The 16,606-nt window shown below is 49.0% G+C and carries 20 protein-coding genes and 4 pseudogenes; 18 read left to right on the top strand and 6 right to left on the bottom strand.

The window, feature by feature from the left end:
- Positions 1-95: 95 nt before the first annotated feature.
- From OGV98_RS11540 to OGV98_RS11530, 3 genes are all read right to left on the bottom strand, one after another.
- Positions 96-923: a YfdQ family protein gene (locus OGV98_RS11540; protein WP_279278981.1), complete on the bottom strand. Its 828-nt coding sequence runs from the start codon at positions 921-923 to the stop codon at positions 96-98.
- A gap of 56 nt (positions 924-979) precedes the next feature.
- Positions 980-1,351: a YfdP family phage-associated protein gene (locus OGV98_RS11535; RefSeq protein ID WP_001515608.1), complete on the bottom strand. Its 372-nt coding sequence runs from the start codon at positions 1,349-1,351 to the stop codon at positions 980-982.
- Positions 1,352-1,945: 594 nt separating this feature from the next.
- The gene (locus OGV98_RS11530) at positions 1,946-2,572 is read right to left on the bottom strand and encodes a LexA family protein (protein ID WP_003826139.1); all 627 of its coding nucleotides are present in this window, start codon (positions 2,570-2,572) and stop codon (positions 1,946-1,948) included.
- Between the two features lie 102 nt (positions 2,573-2,674).
- Here OGV98_RS11530 and OGV98_RS11525 point away from each other — a divergent pair, with 102 nt between their 5' ends.
- The 5 genes and pseudogenes from OGV98_RS11525 to OGV98_RS11505 form a co-directional block, all read left to right on the top strand.
- A complete protein-coding gene (locus OGV98_RS11525) occupies positions 2,675-2,902 on the top strand; it encodes a Cro/CI family transcriptional regulator (RefSeq protein ID WP_003826141.1) in 228 nt (75 codons plus the stop codon).
- A 10-nt stretch (positions 2,903-2,912) separates the two neighbouring features.
- Positions 2,913-3,464: a YmfL family putative regulatory protein gene (locus OGV98_RS11520; protein WP_286551498.1), complete on the top strand. Its 552-nt coding sequence runs from the start codon at positions 2,913-2,915 to the stop codon at positions 3,462-3,464.
- Positions 3,465-3,636: 172 nt separating this feature from the next.
- Positions 3,637-3,816, top strand: a complete 180-nt coding sequence (locus OGV98_RS11515) for a DUF4222 domain-containing protein (RefSeq protein ID WP_075204990.1) — start codon at positions 3,637-3,639, stop codon at positions 3,814-3,816.
- Positions 3,806-4,456 (top strand): annotated as a pseudogene (locus OGV98_RS11510) (helix-turn-helix domain-containing protein); the annotation flags it as partial. The gene OGV98_RS11515 and the pseudogene OGV98_RS11510, both read left to right, overlap by 11 nt.
- A pseudogene (locus OGV98_RS11505) lies at positions 4,453-4,779 on the top strand (antiterminator Q family protein); the annotation flags it as partial. The pseudogenes OGV98_RS11510 and OGV98_RS11505, both read left to right, overlap by 4 nt.
- Positions 4,780-4,798: 19 nt before the next feature.
- On the opposite strand, the gene OGV98_RS11500 reads toward OGV98_RS11505, so the two are convergent.
- The 3 genes from OGV98_RS11500 to OGV98_RS11490 all read right to left on the bottom strand — a co-directional run bounded on the left by OGV98_RS11500 (position 4,799) and on the right by OGV98_RS11490 (position 6,812).
- The gene (locus OGV98_RS11500; RefSeq protein ID WP_119922064.1) at positions 4,799-5,212 is read right to left on the bottom strand and encodes a hypothetical protein; all 414 of its coding nucleotides are present in this window, start codon (positions 5,210-5,212) and stop codon (positions 4,799-4,801) included.
- Between the two features lie 262 nt (positions 5,213-5,474).
- Positions 5,475-6,338, bottom strand: coding sequence for an LAPAL motif-containing putative phage structural protein (locus tag OGV98_RS11495; protein WP_119922066.1), 864 nt, complete (start codon positions 6,336-6,338; stop codon positions 5,475-5,477).
- Between the two features lie 195 nt (positions 6,339-6,533).
- Positions 6,534-6,812: a DUF2622 domain-containing protein gene (locus tag OGV98_RS11490; RefSeq protein WP_279278974.1), complete on the bottom strand. Its 279-nt coding sequence runs from the start codon at positions 6,810-6,812 to the stop codon at positions 6,534-6,536.
- Positions 6,813-6,981: 169 nt separating this feature from the next.
- Here OGV98_RS11490 and OGV98_RS11485 point away from each other — a divergent pair, with 169 nt between their 5' ends.
- The 13 genes and pseudogenes from OGV98_RS11485 (at position 6,982) to OGV98_RS11425 (ending at position 16,567) form a co-directional block, all read left to right on the top strand.
- Complete coding sequence (locus tag OGV98_RS11485) at positions 6,982-7,368, top strand: phage holin family protein (protein ID WP_279278973.1); 387 nt, start codon at positions 6,982-6,984, stop codon at positions 7,366-7,368.
- On the top strand, positions 7,355-7,636 hold the full coding sequence (locus OGV98_RS11480; protein ID WP_000250463.1) for a phage holin family protein: 282 nt from the start codon (positions 7,355-7,357) through the stop codon (positions 7,634-7,636). The genes OGV98_RS11485 and OGV98_RS11480 overlap by 14 nt, the downstream gene beginning before the upstream one ends.
- Positions 7,636-8,253 (top strand): glycoside hydrolase family 19 protein, encoded by a 618-nt coding sequence (locus OGV98_RS11475; RefSeq protein ID WP_279278972.1) that lies wholly within the window; start codon positions 7,636-7,638, stop codon positions 8,251-8,253. The genes OGV98_RS11480 and OGV98_RS11475 overlap by 1 nt, the downstream gene beginning before the upstream one ends.
- Complete coding sequence (locus OGV98_RS11470; protein WP_279278971.1) at positions 8,250-8,789, top strand: DUF2514 domain-containing protein; 540 nt, start codon at positions 8,250-8,252, stop codon at positions 8,787-8,789. Before OGV98_RS11475 ends, OGV98_RS11470 begins: the two co-directional genes overlap by 4 nt.
- Before the next feature lie 29 nt (positions 8,790-8,818).
- Positions 8,819-9,015 (top strand): annotated as a pseudogene (locus tag OGV98_RS11465) (hypothetical protein).
- Positions 9,016-9,098: 83 nt separating this feature from the next.
- Positions 9,099-9,383, top strand: a complete 285-nt coding sequence (locus OGV98_RS11460; protein ID WP_279278970.1) for a hypothetical protein — start codon at positions 9,099-9,101, stop codon at positions 9,381-9,383.
- Between the two features lie 106 nt (positions 9,384-9,489).
- Positions 9,490-9,969 carry a hypothetical protein gene (locus OGV98_RS11455; RefSeq protein ID WP_279278969.1) on the top strand — a complete coding sequence of 160 codons (480 nt, stop codon included), beginning with the start codon at positions 9,490-9,492 and terminating at the stop codon, positions 9,967-9,969.
- A 312-nt stretch (positions 9,970-10,281) separates the two neighbouring features.
- A complete protein-coding gene (locus OGV98_RS11450; protein WP_202580575.1) occupies positions 10,282-10,827 on the top strand; it encodes a terminase small subunit in 546 nt (181 codons plus the stop codon).
- Positions 10,802-12,724 (top strand): phage terminase large subunit family protein, encoded by a 1,923-nt coding sequence (locus OGV98_RS11445; RefSeq protein WP_202580574.1) that lies wholly within the window; start codon positions 10,802-10,804, stop codon positions 12,722-12,724. Before OGV98_RS11450 ends, OGV98_RS11445 begins: the two co-directional genes overlap by 26 nt.
- Complete coding sequence (locus OGV98_RS11440) at positions 12,724-12,930, top strand: phage head-tail joining protein (protein ID WP_003034782.1); 207 nt, start codon at positions 12,724-12,726, stop codon at positions 12,928-12,930. Before OGV98_RS11445 ends, OGV98_RS11440 begins: the two co-directional genes overlap by 1 nt.
- Positions 12,927-14,519 carry a phage portal protein gene (locus tag OGV98_RS11435; RefSeq protein WP_279278968.1) on the top strand — a complete coding sequence of 531 codons (1,593 nt, stop codon included), beginning with the start codon at positions 12,927-12,929 and terminating at the stop codon, positions 14,517-14,519. Before OGV98_RS11440 ends, OGV98_RS11435 begins: the two co-directional genes overlap by 4 nt.
- Positions 14,500-15,489: pseudogene (locus OGV98_RS11430) on the top strand (S49 family peptidase); the annotation flags it as partial. The gene OGV98_RS11435 and the pseudogene OGV98_RS11430, both read left to right, overlap by 20 nt.
- A 361-nt stretch (positions 15,490-15,850) precedes the next feature.
- Positions 15,851-16,567, top strand: a complete 717-nt coding sequence (locus tag OGV98_RS11425) for a YnfC family lipoprotein (RefSeq protein ID WP_279278962.1) — start codon at positions 15,851-15,853, stop codon at positions 16,565-16,567.
- Positions 16,568-16,606 lie beyond the last annotated feature (39 nt).

Here is a 16,606-nt window from a genome sequence, read left to right as displayed (position 1 = left end):
GATTTTGGTTGCACGAATCCCTCGCCGATTGGCGATAATTAATGGAATTACGCTTCAATAAATCCCCGCGGCGCCGGGGATTTAATGCAGAGCAATTAGGCTTTAAAGTTACCGATGAAAGTTTCCACTGATTCACCGTCGAACTTGCTGATCAGCAGATCGCGGAATTCATTGGCGATCTCTTCTTCCTGGGCTTCAAGTTGGACGATGCGCAGAACAAAGCAGGGTTCATCGCTGGTCAGCAGGCTGTTACGCAAGTTAAAGCGGCGTTCGCCCAGACCTTCATACGGCACACATTTGAACTCGAACGCCACAGGCATTACGTCTTTGCTGCTTGCTTCAACGCTTTGCATCAGCGATTTTTTACCAGCGAAATCACCAGTTTCATGGTCCTGCTGTGTTGCTTGCTGAATAGTGATACGACGCACAGCCTGAGCCGCCTGGGAAATTTGCATCGTATTGCCATCAGCATCAAATGCCAGCAGGTAATCGCTCCAGTCTTCCAGCCATTCAGCAATTTGCTTTTGCTTCAGACGTTGACCATCGATCTGCAGTAACGCGCGGAACGGGGCGGTTTTCTTCAGGGTGATCGAAGCAACGTTATCGGCGTGACCGGGATTATCCAGGGTGCCGATGTTGAACACTGAACGAGCGGTCATGTTGTCAGCATCAATGAAGCAACGGGCTGGATCGCTGGCGCTGGCGTAGCCTTTAGAATAACGTGCGAAATCATCAATACTGGTTGTTGTCATTGCACCACGAAAGCGGAAACGCTCCAGAGAGAAGCGCTCGAGGCTTTCAACGCCAGTACCCTCTGGCAGTAATGCGGTCGGGCAAGCCAGGCCATGAATATCATTCAGGTGATAACCGGAAAGAACCAGGTCTTTGACCTGCTTGAAGGTACCGCTGTCTAACTGAGACATAGAAATTCCTTATTAACTGATGATCGAAGTGGTATCAGTGAGTTTGTTGTTGCGGATCACTGAGCCGCTTTAAGCTTTCCATCCACCGCGCCAGTGATCCCGAACAGCTGGCCCTGATCTTCCTGCAGGATGGTGAGCTTCCCGCCTTTGTTGACCCACATCGGGGTTTCGGTTGTGTCCTCCTCGGAGGCTTTACCACGCGGTGTTGGGGTGCTGTAGTTCAGCTTGTGCTTGATCTTGACGCGCTTCTCTTCAACGGAATTACCCATGCGCTCAAAATCAAATGTGAGGACTACTTTGCCTTTGTTGCCGTTGTTCAGAACGCCAAGCGCGGTGGTATTAAGTGCTGCCGCGATTTTGTTCATGAACACGCCAGCATCCAGTTCGCCAAGAAAATCTGGCACTACGGTCATGCGGTCATTACTCATGCTTTTACCCTCGTTAAGGCGGCTGCAACCGCCGAACTTTCTCCATACACAACAGAGAAGGGCACCTGCATTGGTCGGCGGCTTGCAGAGACCGCTTTCTTTTTGCCCGGGTGGATTGGGTTATGAGCCCGTCGCCCGGCGATGCCCTTTTCTGTTGTGCCCTGAAAAAGGCTGGCGGTTACCGGACAAGTGGGAAAACATCGGGCCGCCAGAACAGGGAGTTACTTGTTATTGCTTTGGCCTGCTTTTAACCACATCAGGCGCGGTGGTAGGTATCTTCGGGCGGGGTGCTAAGGGGGTGATTAGCCCTTGCCCTTAACACTCCTGCTGGTTTTGGTATTCCTGGCTTGGGTATCGCCACCAGCTATAGGAATTTGACTACGAGTTGCGGTTAATCAGACCGCGTCTCTGTTACCCCTCCCGAAGACACCTGTCAGCGAATCATCCGGTTATTCATATGCCACCGGCGGCTACTTCGTGGGCGTCCTGCCTGTTCGCTGTTGATGAATAAAATCTAACTTAACTTAGCTTTAAGATCAAGAAAAAACACCAAACTATTCTTAGCTTGATGTTAAGAGGAAGGTTAGAGGTGGGTTAAAGCTCGTACTGAACGCCTTTGACAACGCCGATGATCAGGCAATTACCGTTAATTGAAATGTTTGGATAGCGTGGATTTAAGGGAACTAAGAACTTTTGAGGCCCATCGATGACAAGTTTTTTTACAGTAGCCTCGTTTGTCCCATCAAGCCTGGCTACGACTATCTTTCCATGAATTGGCTCTGCATCTGGATCTACTATGACTGTTGCCCCTTCAGGGATTGTTGGGAGGCCATTAGGGTTTGTCATCGAATCACCTTTAACCTCCAATGCAAAGGAGCTATCCCCTATCCGGAGTGATGTCTCTATCCACTTATCTACTTCGCTGAAAACTTCTGCTGCTTTACATTCTGTAAACTGTCCAGCCTGAACCCAGGATATCACCGGAATCCTTCGCATCTTGGTTATCAGATTGCCTTCAAATTCAGTGCCATAAAGTATGTAATCAATTGATGTGTTGAAATACTTCGCAAGTTTCGCAAGTGACTCGCCGCCTGGCACATTAACGTCTTTTTCCCAATACCCAACCGCCACATCACTAACACCGCAAAACTTACCCAGTTCTTTCTGCGAGGTTTTGGTTATGCGCCTGAGAGCTTTGATGCGCTGACCGACAGTTTCCATTTGAACACCATAAATAAATTAAAAGGCTAAGCAATCTTAGTTTTTATTGACCAAAGTTAGATTTGTTATTAATATCTAATCAAACTTAGCTAAGGAGGCGTTATGACAACCGATGATATTGAAAACTACTTCGGCAGTACTGAGAAAGTTGCCGAATTTTTTGGAATCACAAGCGAGGCTGTTTACCAGTGGCGTAATAGAACTGGTCGCCTTATCCCAAAAGGGCGTGCAGCTGAAGCAGCCTATCGGACCGGGGGGAAATTGGTTTTTCATCCCGACCTTTACGAAAAGCGTAGCGATGCTTCAGTAAAACTCAAACCACAGGAATAAGGGGGGAGCTGTGGGTAACGAACCTATTTGGAAAGTCGAACGTCAGCCAGCCTGGCTGGTGGCGGCTATAAAAAAAACGATCACCGATCTTCCTGGTGGTTATGCCGAGGCGGCGGAATGGTTGGGCGTGACAGAGAACGCATTGTTCAACCGCCTTCGTGTTGACGGCGATCAAATCTTCCCGCTGGGCTGGGCAATGGTTTTACAACGTGCTGGTGGTTCAACTCATATCGCTGATGCCGTTGCGCGCCATTCTCAGGGCGTATTTGTACCGCTGGCAGACGTTGATGATCTGGATAACGCCGATATAAACCAGCGCCTGATGGAGTCCATTGAATGGATAGGTCGTCATTCTAATTTTGTACGTAAAGCCACGGCTGATGGGGTAATTGACGCAGATGAGTGTGCTCAGATTGAGGAAAACAGCTATCAGGTTATCGCGAAGTTCCAGGAGCACGTAACGCTTCTTTATCGAGTTTTTTGTGTCGCTGAAAAGAGTGACGCCCGCGAGTGTGCAGCTCCGGGCGCCTTGGCGAACAACTCTTCGAGTATGGAGAAATAATCCGCATGAGCAGTTTAACGGCTTTTAACCGTCTACCGCAACTCAGGATGATCCCGGTCTCGGGTACTCCGTTGTTTCGGTATGAACGCAGATTATCAAACCGCTGGGTTCCGTGTAACCACAGTAGGGCGGTTTCAATTGTGGGGGTCTACAACCGGAGGGCAAAACGCCTGTGCGTGAACTTAACCGAAGGTTCAAAGACCACCGCGGAGTGCCAGTCCGTGTTATCCGCTGGGAGCCAGAAACACGGCGCGTTATCTACCTGCGCGATGGCTATCCACACGAATGCTTCAGCCCACTTGAGCATTTCAGACAAAAGTTCAGGGAGATAACGGACGATCATGAGCACTAAATTAACCGGCTACGTATGGGATGTTTGCGCGGCGTCGGGCATGAAGTTGTCTAGTGTCGCGATCATGGCTCGTCTTGCTGATTTCAGCAGCGATGAGGGCGTGTGCTGGCCGTCAATTGAAACTATTGCTCGCCAGCTTGGCGCAGGGCCGAGCACTATCAGAACGGCAATCGCAAAGCTTGAAAAAGATGGCTGGCTCACGCGTACACAGCGCCGTAATGGTAACCGTAATGCGTCGAACGTGTACCGCCTGAATGTGGCGAAACTTCAGGCTGCCGCATTTTCTCAACTGTCAGATTCTGACACGTCAAAATCTGACGCATCAAATTTTGACGCCTCAAAAACTGACCCGTCGAAATCTGGCATAAAAGGCGGTTTTGACCCGTCAGAATCTGGCGGGGATCCGTCAGTAAAATCAACACAAGATCCACAAGTAACTTCAAAACCCTCTTGTCCGGTTGCGGCGCAACCAGACCCTGAAGTCGTGATTACTGACCAGGCGATTTTGGTTTTGTCCCATTTGAACCAGATCAGCGGATCCCGGTATCAGAAATCAAAAACATCCCTGGAGAACATTCGTGCCCGACTGCGTGAGGGGTACAGCGTTGCAGACCTGCAACTGGTTATCGACCTGAAGCATGGGCTGCCAGTGATAGTTCTGGCGTGGACTATTCTCCTATAGCTGCAGGATTTAAGGGGCTGTTGCCGCAAACTGGTAGATCCCGACCGTCATGTACTGACGATGATGCGCTGATCATCGAAGGTTGCCTGGCGCGATTGAAAAGCCGGAAACCATATGAGCATTCACTGCTTGTAGCTCACTATCTGTATGGAATATCCAAGAGGAAGATCGCAAAAGTGCGTAAAAAAGATGAGAAATTGATACGGATCGAGATACAGATGGCTGAGGGGTTTATTGATGGATGCCTTTCGATGCTGAATGTAACACTTGATATGGATTAATAAAGGTTGAGAAAGATAACTATACGGTATCTTTCTCAATTTTCTCAAATCCTGGCAACGGATTCGCTGTACTATTTTTTCCTATGTTGATCATTATTTCCACTGTGGCTTCCCGAGAGCGTAACAGCTTCTGTCTAAACTCATCCGTTGTATGTTTCGATGCTAACTGCTCGTCAATGGTCTTTAAATCCCGGAGGCACTGCTTTCGTTTTGCAGCATCTTCAGGTGATTCCAATCCATGACGAGCTATAACCCAGCAAAGTATATATGTCAGGCTTGCAGAAATAAGTGGTATGAATAGATATAGCAATTTTGCCAAGCCTGAATTGGCGTCGGGTACGCAAAACGCTACCAATCCTGACAAAATGATGCCAAAACCACCAGTAGAGAGGGTTGAAGTGACAGGGCTAGTTGATTTTTTATCATCAGACATTTGAACTGGCACCGTCCTTCGTTGCTTCTTCTATCAGCTGTACGATAGTTTTGCTTTTGTCTTTTGGCATGACAATAGTGACTGTTCGTTTGTCATTAGTGACCTTGTCGACAAAAACGAATTCAAACTTACGGACAGGGAATAATCTCCGCCATAGTAAAGCGGATGCAGCATACGAGAAGCGAAATAGAAGAGGTGATACCATGATCACCCCTATCCACATCGCGAATTCTATGATCTGCTGAGTTAACATCATTCCTGTCTAAGCTGGTCGTCTACGTTTAACTTTTTTGATAGCATAACGGTTTGTTACTCCCCGCGCAGTAAATGTTTTAGTTGTTTCTAAATCAACAACATACAGGTCTTCTTTCGAGAATTGAACTGTTGCAGCCTGAACCTGAGAAAGGAAAACATTGTCATCTAGGCTTACTGAGTGCTCATCACCGAGATAATCAATTCTCCACCCCTTATTCCCTTCAAAGTTGACTTGAATGAATCTGACGTTAACCTCATCAACAGAAATCTCTTTTTCAAGCAAAGTGCCACGTGGTAATGGTTTGATTTCTTCAGTTTCTTCACCTTCAAGCCTGAGAATCTCTTCTCCGTTATCATCGGTAATCTTGAAGATCGGGCGCTCTTTACCATCCAATGGCGCTCTAACAACATTAACTAAAGCTTGTCGTATCTCAGGGTCAGTCACTAATTTTGCAACAGCCTCATTACAAACAATTTCTTCGCCATCAAGCTCTAACACTGCTTCTTGTGTATCGACCCTTCTGGTAACAGAAATAACCTTTCTACTCCCCAATTGCCGAATCAATGCAAGAGCAGACCCCCCAGCTAAAGCACCACCAGCAACAGTTAGTCCAATGGCTTTGGCGACATTGACTGCATGAGGGACCAATTCCAGCATCGAATAAATAACGCCGATTGATCCTGGAGCAGCTGGGGCTGTAACCATCAACTTGACTGTTTCCTGCCCATCATTAAGATTCCGATCCGCTTTCGATATAAGGTCAGCCATCGATCCTATTGATAAACTTAGCGTTTTCGCATCAATTTTATGCTGTGCTAATTCTTCATCTTCTGCATCGTAGAAGACTTTGAAAGTGGTAGAGCTATCCAATTTCGCCTCAGTTTATTTTTAATCCTATCCTGTGGGCTTAAATTAGCGTGAAAGGGATAAAAAATCACTAACGCGGTCCGCATTTTCTCTTTTATTGTGTTAAGAGTGTTCACTTAGACACGAACTTAGAACATAAAAACCCGCCACTGAGCGGGTTTTTTATTATGATATAACCTACAGCAGGCTGGGGTCGATTCAGACTTTTTTAAGCCCTTTCCACGCCCGTCCTACTGACTCACTAACAAGTACTGATGGTGATTTCTGAACCCTGTTGGCAATTGCATAGGCTCTATCTAAAACGATACCGCGGGATACATTTGCACTGTAGTTGTACTCCGCATCCGGAAGTTGGTATATGTTTCCGGTATCACCCTTTATAGTTCTAAAAAAGTTAGCCTTCTCCATTTCATCGTGTAGTAATTGATAGTCTGGATCATCACCATGTAACTCGACTCGAACTGTAAATCTTTTCATATTTTTCCCTATTAAAAACTTAACCCTAAAAGTGACATTTTTTCACCGTAAGATATTAATATCATTTAATAAATAATCAATTAGTAATTCTTGGCCCGCTTTGCGGGCTTTTTTCATTCCCCTCATTTCAATTTCTGAGAGGACTCACAGTAATAAAGAGGGGGGCTAAATGTCCGATCCGATTTCCGGTACTGGGCTGGCTGGTGGTGTCCTGACGGGGGCCAGCGTCTATGGATTTCTTTCCGGAACCGATTACGGCGTGGTGTTTGGCGCATTTGCCGGGGCTGTATTTTACATTGCAACCGCCTCTGACCTGAGCGCAGCGCGCCGGCTGGCATATTTTCTGGTGTCGTATATCGCGGGGATCCTTTGTTCCGGGCTGGTGGGTTCAAAGCTGGCTCAGGCGACCGGATACAGTGATAAACCACTGGATGCCATTGGCGCCGTAATCGTTTCTGCTTTAGCCGTAAAAATCTTGACGTTCCTGAATAATCAGGATGTCGGCTCGCTGGTGGCGCTGATAACGCGCCGGGGAGGTTCAGGTGGTACAAAATGACCCATCGGCAACTTTAAATGCATTGCTTTGCGCTGGGGTAGTGCTGACCCTGATGTTTTATCGCCGTGGCGATTCGCGACATCGACCATGGATATCTCGCCTGGCGTGGCTGCTTACGGTCATCTACAGCGCAGTTCCGCTGGCATATCTGTGCGGTATCTACCCTTATTCATCGTGGGCCACTATCGGGGCCAACATTATTTTCCTGTCTGTGCTGGTCGCCGTCAGAGGCAACGTGGCACGCCTGGTTGATCATCTGAGGCAATAATGAACCAATCACAATTTCAGCAGGCGGCTGGTATCAGCGCCGGGCTTTCTCCGCGCTGGTTTCCGCACATTGATGCGGCAATGAAAGAGTTTGGCATTACAGCTACGAACGATCTGGCTATGTTCATCGCCCAGGTTGGGCATGAATCGGCTGGTTTTACCTCGCTGGTCGAGAGCTTCAACTACTCGGTAGAGGGGCTGAAGAAAACCTTTGGTAAACGCCTGACGCCTTATCAGTGTGAAATGCTGGGGCGTGTCGATGGTAAGCAGGTGGCCCACCAGCCGCAAATAGCCAATCTGGTTTATGGTGACCGCATGGGGAATAACAGCCAGGGTGACGGCTGGAAATATCGCGGTCGTGGCCTGCTTCAAATCACCGGCCGCGAGAACTACGCCAAATGCGGTGCGGCGCTGAAGCTGGATCTGATCAGCACACCAGAGTTGCTGACACAGGAGAAACATGCAGCCCGTTCTGCTGCATGGTATTTCACATTACGTGGTTGTCTGATGTATTCAGGTGATGTTGTCCGTGTAACGCAGATCATCAACGGTGGCCAGAATGGACTGGCTGACAGAAATAGTCGTTATAATAAAGCGCGGGCGGCGTTGCTGGTATGACAGCGGCCTTTGCTTTAGTTAAGGCGCGGTGGAGAACAATCATTGTTTTGCTGATGTTGGCTGGTGCATTTCTTGCCGGGAACATCTGGAGTGAGCGGGGCTGGCAAAAGAAGTGGGCTGACCGCAATAGCATGGAATCTTCACAGGAAGCGAACGCGCAGACTGCCGCACGCTGGATTGAACAAGGGCGCATAATTGCCCGTGATGAGGCTGTAAAAGATGCACAAGCACAAGCCGCTAAATCTGCTGCCACTGCTGCTGGCCTGTCTGCCACTGTTAGCCAGTTGCGCACCGAAGCAACAAAGCTTGCCGCCCGCCTGGACGTCGCAAAGCACACCTCAGATCTTGCCGCTGCCGTCAGAAGCAAAACAACCGGAACCGACGCCGCAGTGCTCGCCGACATGCTCGGACGCCTTGCAGAAGAAGCTCGATATTATGCTGAGCGATCTGACGAAAGCTACCGGGCTGGAATAACATGTGAGCGTGTTTATTACTCGGTGAGAGAGTCAAACAACAAGCCTATCGCCTCGCAATAGCGGGGCTTTTTAACAACTGAGGAATAAGCATGACAGTAGTTCTTACAGCTAAGCAGATTGAAGACCTGGCAGCCTTCGCGAAGGAAGATGGTCAGCCCCAATACACCATCACAACAGGGACAATCCTGAATTCGAAGCGAATGATGGAGAGGTTATCCCTGAATATACGGGGCTGATCGCCTACTCAGAGTCACTGGAGCACGGTGTGTTGCAACTCGACGACTAGCGGCATTACAGCAGGCATTCACTGAGTGCCAGTGGTTACTCTATGCGTTATTATCTCCTAAAACTATATGAGGGGGATAGATTGTGGGAACGTTAACCATCGCAGCAATAGCATTATTTATCGGTATCTGGCATGAAATAAATCGATTTCCTGCAACGGGTAAAAGCATATTATCTCTACAGCAAGAAGTTATGGATCTCAAAGACGAAAATGAGAATTTGAGATCAGAAATTGATGCTTTAAAAGACGAGCTATTAGATATATCTAACCAGATAGAGCGAATAAAAGATCCTGAGTATTATGCCTTGTTGGATGCTGGTGATGGTGATGGTCTTTATGCTCTTGACAAGTTACGTGGGAATATTTGAAAACCGCCTTAGGGCGGTTTTTTATGCTGGGTTCACAGCAGGTATTCACTGAGTGCTTACGATAATGCTTTTGTTTACAATAGCTTCAATATAATGAGGAGCTAAAATGAATACCGAATACATTTCTTATGAATCGCTGGTTGCGGCGAGAGAATCAGCTTTGTGGGCTAAGTGGGCAATGTATGGTACGTGGCTATCCGCTATAGCAACATTAATTGCGGCATTAATAGCCTGTTTTGCAATTTTTGGATGGAGAAAACAGGAAGAAGCGTCTGAGCTAAAGACACTACGGATATCGGTTTATCATTACAATATGGCCTTGATTAGAGCACCTGAATTTTATAGGGATAATTTTGAGCAGTTTGATTTTATACGTTTTAATGAAACTTACAACGCGCTAGCAGAAGTTTATAAAGCGACATTGATGATGCACAGATTCAAGACCAGAGGGAAAGCATCTGAGTTATATTCAGAACTTGCTGATATTCAAAGAAAATATACTAGCGGGAAGATAAGCAATTCTGAAGCTGAGTCTAAGGTTTCCAAAATACGGAACTCAAATTCAATGCTAATTGAATCTAACTAACTGAATATAAAATCAATATTTAGGGTTGATTGCCAATTTGTAGACTATCTTGCTCTATGTGGCACCAATGCTATTGGTTTTTATTATCGTTTACGGGTCCTTTCCGGGGATCCTGCCTATTACGGGGCGGCGACCTCGCAGATTCTCGCTATTTATGAAAATTTTCTGGCATTTGCCGTTTCCGTTCTTCTTCTCGCTAATTCATTGTTTTAACTGCAAACATCCCTGAAAAGAAAGGAAACGATAAGCCTTAAAAACGGCTAAATAACCAGAGGTCGTTTCCTTTCTCTGTTTTCGTGCATGGAGTGAGCTATGGAGGTCAACAAAAAGCGTCTTTCTGAAATATTTGGGGTCAGCGTGCGAACCATTCAGAACTGGCAGGATCAGGGAATGCCTGTAGTACGTGGTGGCGGAAAAGGTAATGAGGTCCTCTATGAATCTTCCGCTGCTATTGAATGGTATTCCGCACGCGACGCGGCGATTGAGAATGAGAAATTACGGAAGGAGGTGGAAGACCTTCGTCTTGCCTCGGAATCCGACCTCCAGCCAGGTACGATTGACTATGAGCGTCACCGCCTTACCCGGGCGCAGGCAGACGCCCAGGAACTAAAAAATGCAAAAGATTCCGCTGAGGTGGTGGAAACCGCATTCTGCACGTTCGTGCTGTCGCGGATGGCCGGAGAAGTAGCCAGCATTCTTGATGGAGTTCCTCTGTCGGTTCAGCGGCGCTTCCCGGAGCTGGAAAACCGACATATTGATTTCCTCAAGAAGGACATCATTAAGGCCATGAACAAAGCAGCTGCGCTGGATGAAATAATACCGGGGTTGCTGAGTGAATATATCGAACAGTCAGGTTAAGGGGCTGCAGCACTCTGCGCGCGCAGGGCTACTTTCGCTGTACCGACCTGAGCCGCAAACGGCGGTTGAATGGGCAGACGATAATTACTATCTCCCCAAAGAGTCGGCCTACCAGGAAGGGCGCTGGGAAACGTTGCCGTTTCAGCGCGCGATCATGAATTCGATGGGTAACGACTACATTCGTGAAGTTAACGTTGTTAAGTCTGCCCGTGTTGGCTATTCAAAAATGTTGCTGGGTGTTTATGCGTATTTTATACAGCACAAGCAGCGAAATTCCCTTATCTGGCTGCCCACGGATGGTGACGCCGAAAACTTCATGAAGTCGCATGTTGAGCCGACAATTCGCGATATTCCGTCACTTCTGGCGCTGGCCCCCTGGTATGGCAAAAAGCACCGGGACAATACGCTCAGTATGAAACGCTTCTCCAATGGTCGCGGGTTCTGGTGTCTGGGTGGTAAGGCGGCGAAAAACTATCGTGAAAAGTCAGTGGATGTTGCCGGCTATGACGAACTCGCTGCTTTTGATGAGGATATTGAGAAAGAGGGTTCCCCGACGTTTCTGGGTGATAAACGTATTGAGGGCTCTGTCTGGCCTAAATCTATTCGTGGTTCAACGCCAAAAACAAAGGGGACCTGCCAGATTGAGCGTGCTGCCAGCGAGTCCGGGCATTTCATGCGTTTTCATGTTGCCTGTCCGCACTGTGGTGAAGAGCAGTACCTTAAATTCGGCGACAAAGAGACCCCGTTCGGGCTGAAATGGACACCGGGCGAACCCTCCAGCGTCTTTTACCTGTGTGAACATAATGCCTGCGTCATTAAGCAGCAGGAGCTGGATTTCACTGAAGCTCGTTACATCTGCGACACCACCGGGATCTGGACGCGCGACGGTTTATCCTGGTTTTCATCAACAGGCACCGAAATCGACCCGCCAGACAGCGTGACGTTTCACATCTGGACGGCATACAGCCCGTTTACCACCTGGGTTCAGATCGTTAAAGACTGGCTAAAAACGAAAGGGGATACAGGAAAGCGTAAAACCTTCGTGAACACCACTCTGGGCGAAACATGGGAGCCTAAAATTGGTGAACGGCCTGACGCGGAGCTCATGGCCGAACGCAAAGAGTTCTTCGGGGCATCCGTACCGGAGCGTGTTGCTTATCTGACAGCCGGGATCGACTCCCAACTGGATCGATATGAAATGCGCGTCTGGGGATGGGGGCCCGGTGAGGAAAGCTGGCTGATTGACCGGCAGATCATTATGGGCCGTCATGATGATGAAGCGACCCTCGTCAGGGTGGACGAGGCGATTAACAAAACCTATCTCCGAAAGAATGGCGTGGAAATGTCGGTATCCCGTATCTGCTGGGATATCGGCGGTATTGACCCCACCATTGTCTACAATCGCTCAAAAAAGCATGGCCTGTTTCGCGTGATCCCAATTAAAGGGGCTTCCGTTTACGGCAAGCCTGTGGCGAATATGCCGCGCAAACGCAACAAGAACGGCGTTTATCTGACGGAAGTGGGGACTGATACCGCAAAGGAGCAGATTTATAACCGCTTCACACTTCAGCCGGAAGGGAGTGATCCTCTTGCCGGTGCCGTGCATTTCCCCAATAACCCCGAAATTTACGATCTGGCTGAGGCACAGCAGCTTACTGCTGAGGAGCAGGTTGAAAAATGGGTGGACGGGCGTAAGAAAATCGTCTGGGACAGCAAAAAGCGACGAAATGAGGCGCTGGACTGCTTCGTGTACGCGCTGGCTGCCCTGCGGATAAGTATTTCGCGATGGCAACTGAATCTTGATTCACTGCTCGCGAGCCTGCTGGAGGAAGAGGGGAACCGGACCAATAACAAAACCCTGGCTGATTATGCCAGGGCATTATCTGGAGATGAATAATGGCGACACAGACTGATCTGGATGCCGCCCGCGCTGCGTTGCACGATCTCATGATGGGAAAGCGGGTGGCAACGGTGCAAAAAGACGGCCGGCGGGTTGAGTTTACCGCGACCTCCGTCAGTGACCTGAAAAAATACATTGCCGAACTTGAGTCACAGGTTGGCACCACTCCACGACGCCGGGGACCGGCAGGATTTTACGCATGAAAACACCTGCTTTGTTAGGACCGGACGGTAAAACCGCTCTGCGGGATTATGCCGGATATCATGGCGGTGCTGGTGGCTTTGGCGGTCAGCTCCGCGCCTGGAATCCACCGAGTGAAAGCGCAGATGCTGCGTTATTGCCTAATTTTTCCCGTGGTAACGCGCGCGCTGACGATCTGGTCCGCAATAACGGCTATGCGGCAAACGCGGTACAGCTCCATCAGGACCACATTGTCGGGTCGTTTTTCCGGCTCAGTTATCGGCCCAGCTGGCGTTTTCTGGGCATTGGAGAGGAAGAGGCCCGGGCGTTCTCCCGTGAAGTTGAGGCTGCCTGGAAAGAATTTGCGGAGGATGATTGCTGCTGCATTGATGCGGAACGTAAGCGTACATTCACCATGATGATCCGTGAAGGTGTTTCCATGCATGCGTTTAACGGTGAGTTATGTGCACAGGCCACCTGGGACAGTGATTCCACGCGTCTTTTCCGCACACAGTTCAAAATGGTGAGCCCGAAACGCATCAGCAACCCCAATAACGCCGGAGACACGCGAAACTGTCGGGCTGGTGTCAGAACAAATGACAGTGGCGCCGCGCTTGGATATTACGTCAGCGAAGATGGCTATCCGGGGTGGATGGCGCAGAAGTGGACCTACATCCCGCGTGAGCTGCCCGGCGGGCGGCCTTCCTTTATCCACGTATTTGAACCCCTGGAAGATGGGCAGACACGCGGTGCTAACGTGTTTTACAGCGTCATGGAGCAAATGAAAATGCTCGATACACTGCAGAATACGCAGCTCCAGAGCGCGATTGTCAAGGCGATGTATGCCGCTACGATTGAAAGTGAGCTGGATACGCAAACCGCGATGGACTTTATTCTCGGCTCAGACAGTAAAGAGCAGCAAAGCAAGATGACTGGCTGGCTGGGGGAGATGGCCTCGTACTATACCGCGGCGCCGGTTCGTCTCGGCGGCGCGAAGGTGCCGCATCTGATGCCGGGCGACTCCCTGAATCTTCAGTCAGCGCAGGATACTGATAACGGCTATTCGACGTTTGAACAATCTCTGCTGCGCTACATTGCTGCAGGGCTGGGTGTGTCGTATGAGCAACTCTCTCGCAACTATTCGCAGATGAGTTATTCCACCGCCCGCGCCAGTGCTAACGAGTCCTGGGCGTACTTTATGGGGCGCCGCAAATTTGTTGCCTCCCGCCAGGCCTGTCAGATGTTTTTATGCTGGCTGGAAGAGGCCATTGTTCGCCGGGTGGTGACACTACCGTCTAAAGCCCGGTTCAGTTTTCAGGAGGCGAGAAGCGCCTGGGGAAATGCTGACTGGATCGGCTCCGGGAGAATGGCCATTGACGGTCTGAAGGAGGTGCAGGAGGCTGTCATGCTCATTGAGGCGGGGCTGAGCACTTATGAGAAGGAATGCGCCAAACGCGGGGAAGATTATCAGGAAATCTTTGCCCAGCAGGTTCGCGAAACGATGGAGCGCCGCGCAGCGGGACTTAAACCGCCAGCGTGGGCGGCTTCGGCCTTTGTGTCTGGACTGAAAAAATCGAATGAGGAGGGGGCCGATGACGCCAGAGCTGCGTAATCTCCCGCACATTGCCAGTATGGCCTTCAATGAGCCGCTTTTACTTGAACCCGCCTATGCGCGGGTTTTCTTTTGCGCGCTCGCTGGTCAGTTAGGTATCACCCGTCTGACCGACACCGTGTCGGGCGTTACGCTTGGCGCAGAGCAGATGGCTGAACCGCTGGCACTCTTTGGTGATGATGAGGAAATGGGGCCAAATCCGGCGCGAAGCTACCAGGTCACTGATGGTATCGCGGTGCTGCCTGTTTCCGGGACGCTGGTCAGTAAAACCCGCTCACTCCAGCCGTATTCGGGGATGACGGGGTACAACGGCATCATCGCCCGCCTCCAGCAGGCAATCAGCGATCCGGGTGTAGACGGCATTCTTCTGGATATGGATACGCCAGGTGGAATGGTGGCGGGTGCCTTTGATTGTGCGGACATCATCGCCCGCATGCGGGATATCAAACCCATCTGGGCGTTAGCCAACGATATGAACTGCAGCGCTGGCCAGCTGATTGCCAGTGCGGCATCACGTCGGCTTGTGACCCAGACGGCCAGAACAGGATCCATCGGGGTCATGATGGCCCATAGCAATTACGGCGCCGCCCTTAAAACCAGCGGTGTTGAGGTCACGTTGATTTACAGCGGCGATCACAAGGTGGATGGGAACCCCTACGAGAAATTACCCAAAGAGGTACGTGCAGATTTTCAGGCGCGTATTGACGCTACCCGGCAGATGTTCGCTGAAAAGGTGGCGGGTTATACCGGCATGTCGGTTCAGGCCGTTCTTGATACTGAAGCGGCTGTGTTTTCAGGCCAGGAATCAGTAGACAACGGCCTGGCGGAGCAGCTGGTCAACAACATGGATGCGCTGAACGTTATGCGCGATGCAATTAATAAACGAACGATGATTTCCCGAGGAGGAAGCATGAAAGGTACTACTGCATCCGCAGATACCACTCAACCAGCAGCATCTGCTGACCAGACCGTGACCACCGTTGACGCGCCTGTCTTTGTTTCTGGCGGTGTTGGCGCTGCGTTCGCTGCTGGTGGCTTGACGGGGTTTACCGCAGCCACTGGTGCTTCGTTGGTCCTCGGCGGGGTTATTCAGCTTCTTTCACCGCAGCCTTCCGGCATAGCCAGCAAACAAAGTACAGACAACCGGGCTTCGTATGCGTTCGTAGGAGTAACCAATACAGCCGCGCAGGGGTATCCAGTTCCTCTTTTATACGGTCGGCGACGTATTGGCGGCGCTATTATATCGGCAGGTATTTACGTTGAAGATCAGCAATAACCGTGTTGTAATATACGCTATAGGTAATAAGCCTAATATCAAGGTGATAGGGTATATGAATAAAATATATGTTTTGTTACTCAGTACAGTTTTGATTTCTGGGGTGAGTCACGCCGAAAATGGTTATATCCCTGTATTATATAATCTATCAACTATGTTCGATTTTAATCCTGTTAAAGGACCAGTGAAATCACTTAGTACTATAGTGGAGAGTAATGGTAAGGCTACTTATAAAGCATTATTAAAACTAAATAAAAAAGGTTGTATTGAAAGCCTGAGCTTGGATAATATTTCAAATGGCTTTAAAACAGAACTTAATAATGATGGGGTAAATCTTGTAGGCAAGAGAGGTGAAAACCCGTACTTTGTTGGTCTAACGGAAGATTGTAATATTCTTTCTCAGAATGATAATGGTGAGAAAAGTACATTCTCTCTCACAGCAAGTGGAATGATTAAAGATACTTATTATTTAGGCCAAAAAATAGCAACGCATTTTTATGATGATAATGATAATTTAATACGCTCTGAGTTTTATGGCTCAGATAAAATTTTGTCCAGTAATGAAGTTACTTATTTAGATAAAAATACTAAACCTCTTGACTACAAGATTATAAACAAAAGTAGCTATGCACAAGGATATACTGCTACAACAACTTGTAAATACAACGCGAAACTTGTTCCAGAGTTATGTAATCTGATAATACAGAATGCAGGGAATCCGCTACCTAAACCGACAGTAATTACAGCACATACAAGCGTGGAATTTTATTAAATATCCACCTTCATATATACCGCCTACGGGCGGTTTTTT

Origin of the sequence: Citrobacter sp. Cf136, assembly GCF_030333815.1 — a bacterium.
GTDB classification, from domain to species: domain Bacteria; phylum Pseudomonadota; class Gammaproteobacteria; order Enterobacterales; family Enterobacteriaceae; genus Citrobacter; species Citrobacter freundii.
The sequence above is the reverse complement of the archived record's forward strand: the minus strand, read 5'-3'. Positions and strand labels throughout refer to the sequence as shown.

Bases quoted from the DNA above. Each gene is read 5' to 3' on its own strand.
- OGV98_RS11540 (WP_279278981.1), bottom strand. From the start codon at position 923: ATGTCTCAGTTAGACAGCGGTACCTTCAAGCAGGTCAAAGACCTGGTT.
- OGV98_RS11535 (WP_001515608.1), bottom strand. From the start codon at position 1,351: ATGAGTAATGACCGCATGACCGTAGTGCCAGATTTTCTTGGCGAACTG.
- OGV98_RS11530 (WP_003826139.1), bottom strand. From the start codon at position 2,572: ATGGAAACTGTCGGTCAGCGCATCAAAGCTCTCAGGCGCATAACCAAA.
- OGV98_RS11525 (WP_003826141.1), top strand. From the start codon at position 2,675: ATGACAACCGATGATATTGAAAACTACTTCGGCAGTACTGAGAAAGTT.
- OGV98_RS11500 (WP_119922064.1), bottom strand. From the start codon at position 5,212: ATGTCTGATGATAAAAAATCAACTAGCCCTGTCACTTCAACCCTCTCT.
- OGV98_RS11490 (WP_279278974.1), bottom strand. From the start codon at position 6,812: ATGAAAAGATTTACAGTTCGAGTCGAGTTACATGGTGATGATCCAGAC.
- OGV98_RS11485 (WP_279278973.1), top strand. From the start codon at position 6,982: ATGTCCGATCCGATTTCCGGTACTGGGCTGGCTGGTGGTGTCCTGACG.
- OGV98_RS11475 (WP_279278972.1), top strand. From the start codon at position 7,636: ATGAACCAATCACAATTTCAGCAGGCGGCTGGTATCAGCGCCGGGCTT.
- OGV98_RS11470 (WP_279278971.1), top strand. From the start codon at position 8,250: ATGACAGCGGCCTTTGCTTTAGTTAAGGCGCGGTGGAGAACAATCATT.
- OGV98_RS11455 (WP_279278969.1), top strand. From the start codon at position 9,490: ATGAATACCGAATACATTTCTTATGAATCGCTGGTTGCGGCGAGAGAA.
- OGV98_RS11450 (WP_202580575.1), top strand. From the start codon at position 10,282: ATGGAGGTCAACAAAAAGCGTCTTTCTGAAATATTTGGGGTCAGCGTG.
- OGV98_RS11440 (WP_003034782.1), top strand. From the start codon at position 12,724: ATGGCGACACAGACTGATCTGGATGCCGCCCGCGCTGCGTTGCACGAT.
- OGV98_RS11435 (WP_279278968.1), top strand. From the start codon at position 12,927: ATGAAAACACCTGCTTTGTTAGGACCGGACGGTAAAACCGCTCTGCGG.
- OGV98_RS11425 (WP_279278962.1), top strand. From the start codon at position 15,851: ATGAATAAAATATATGTTTTGTTACTCAGTACAGTTTTGATTTCTGGG.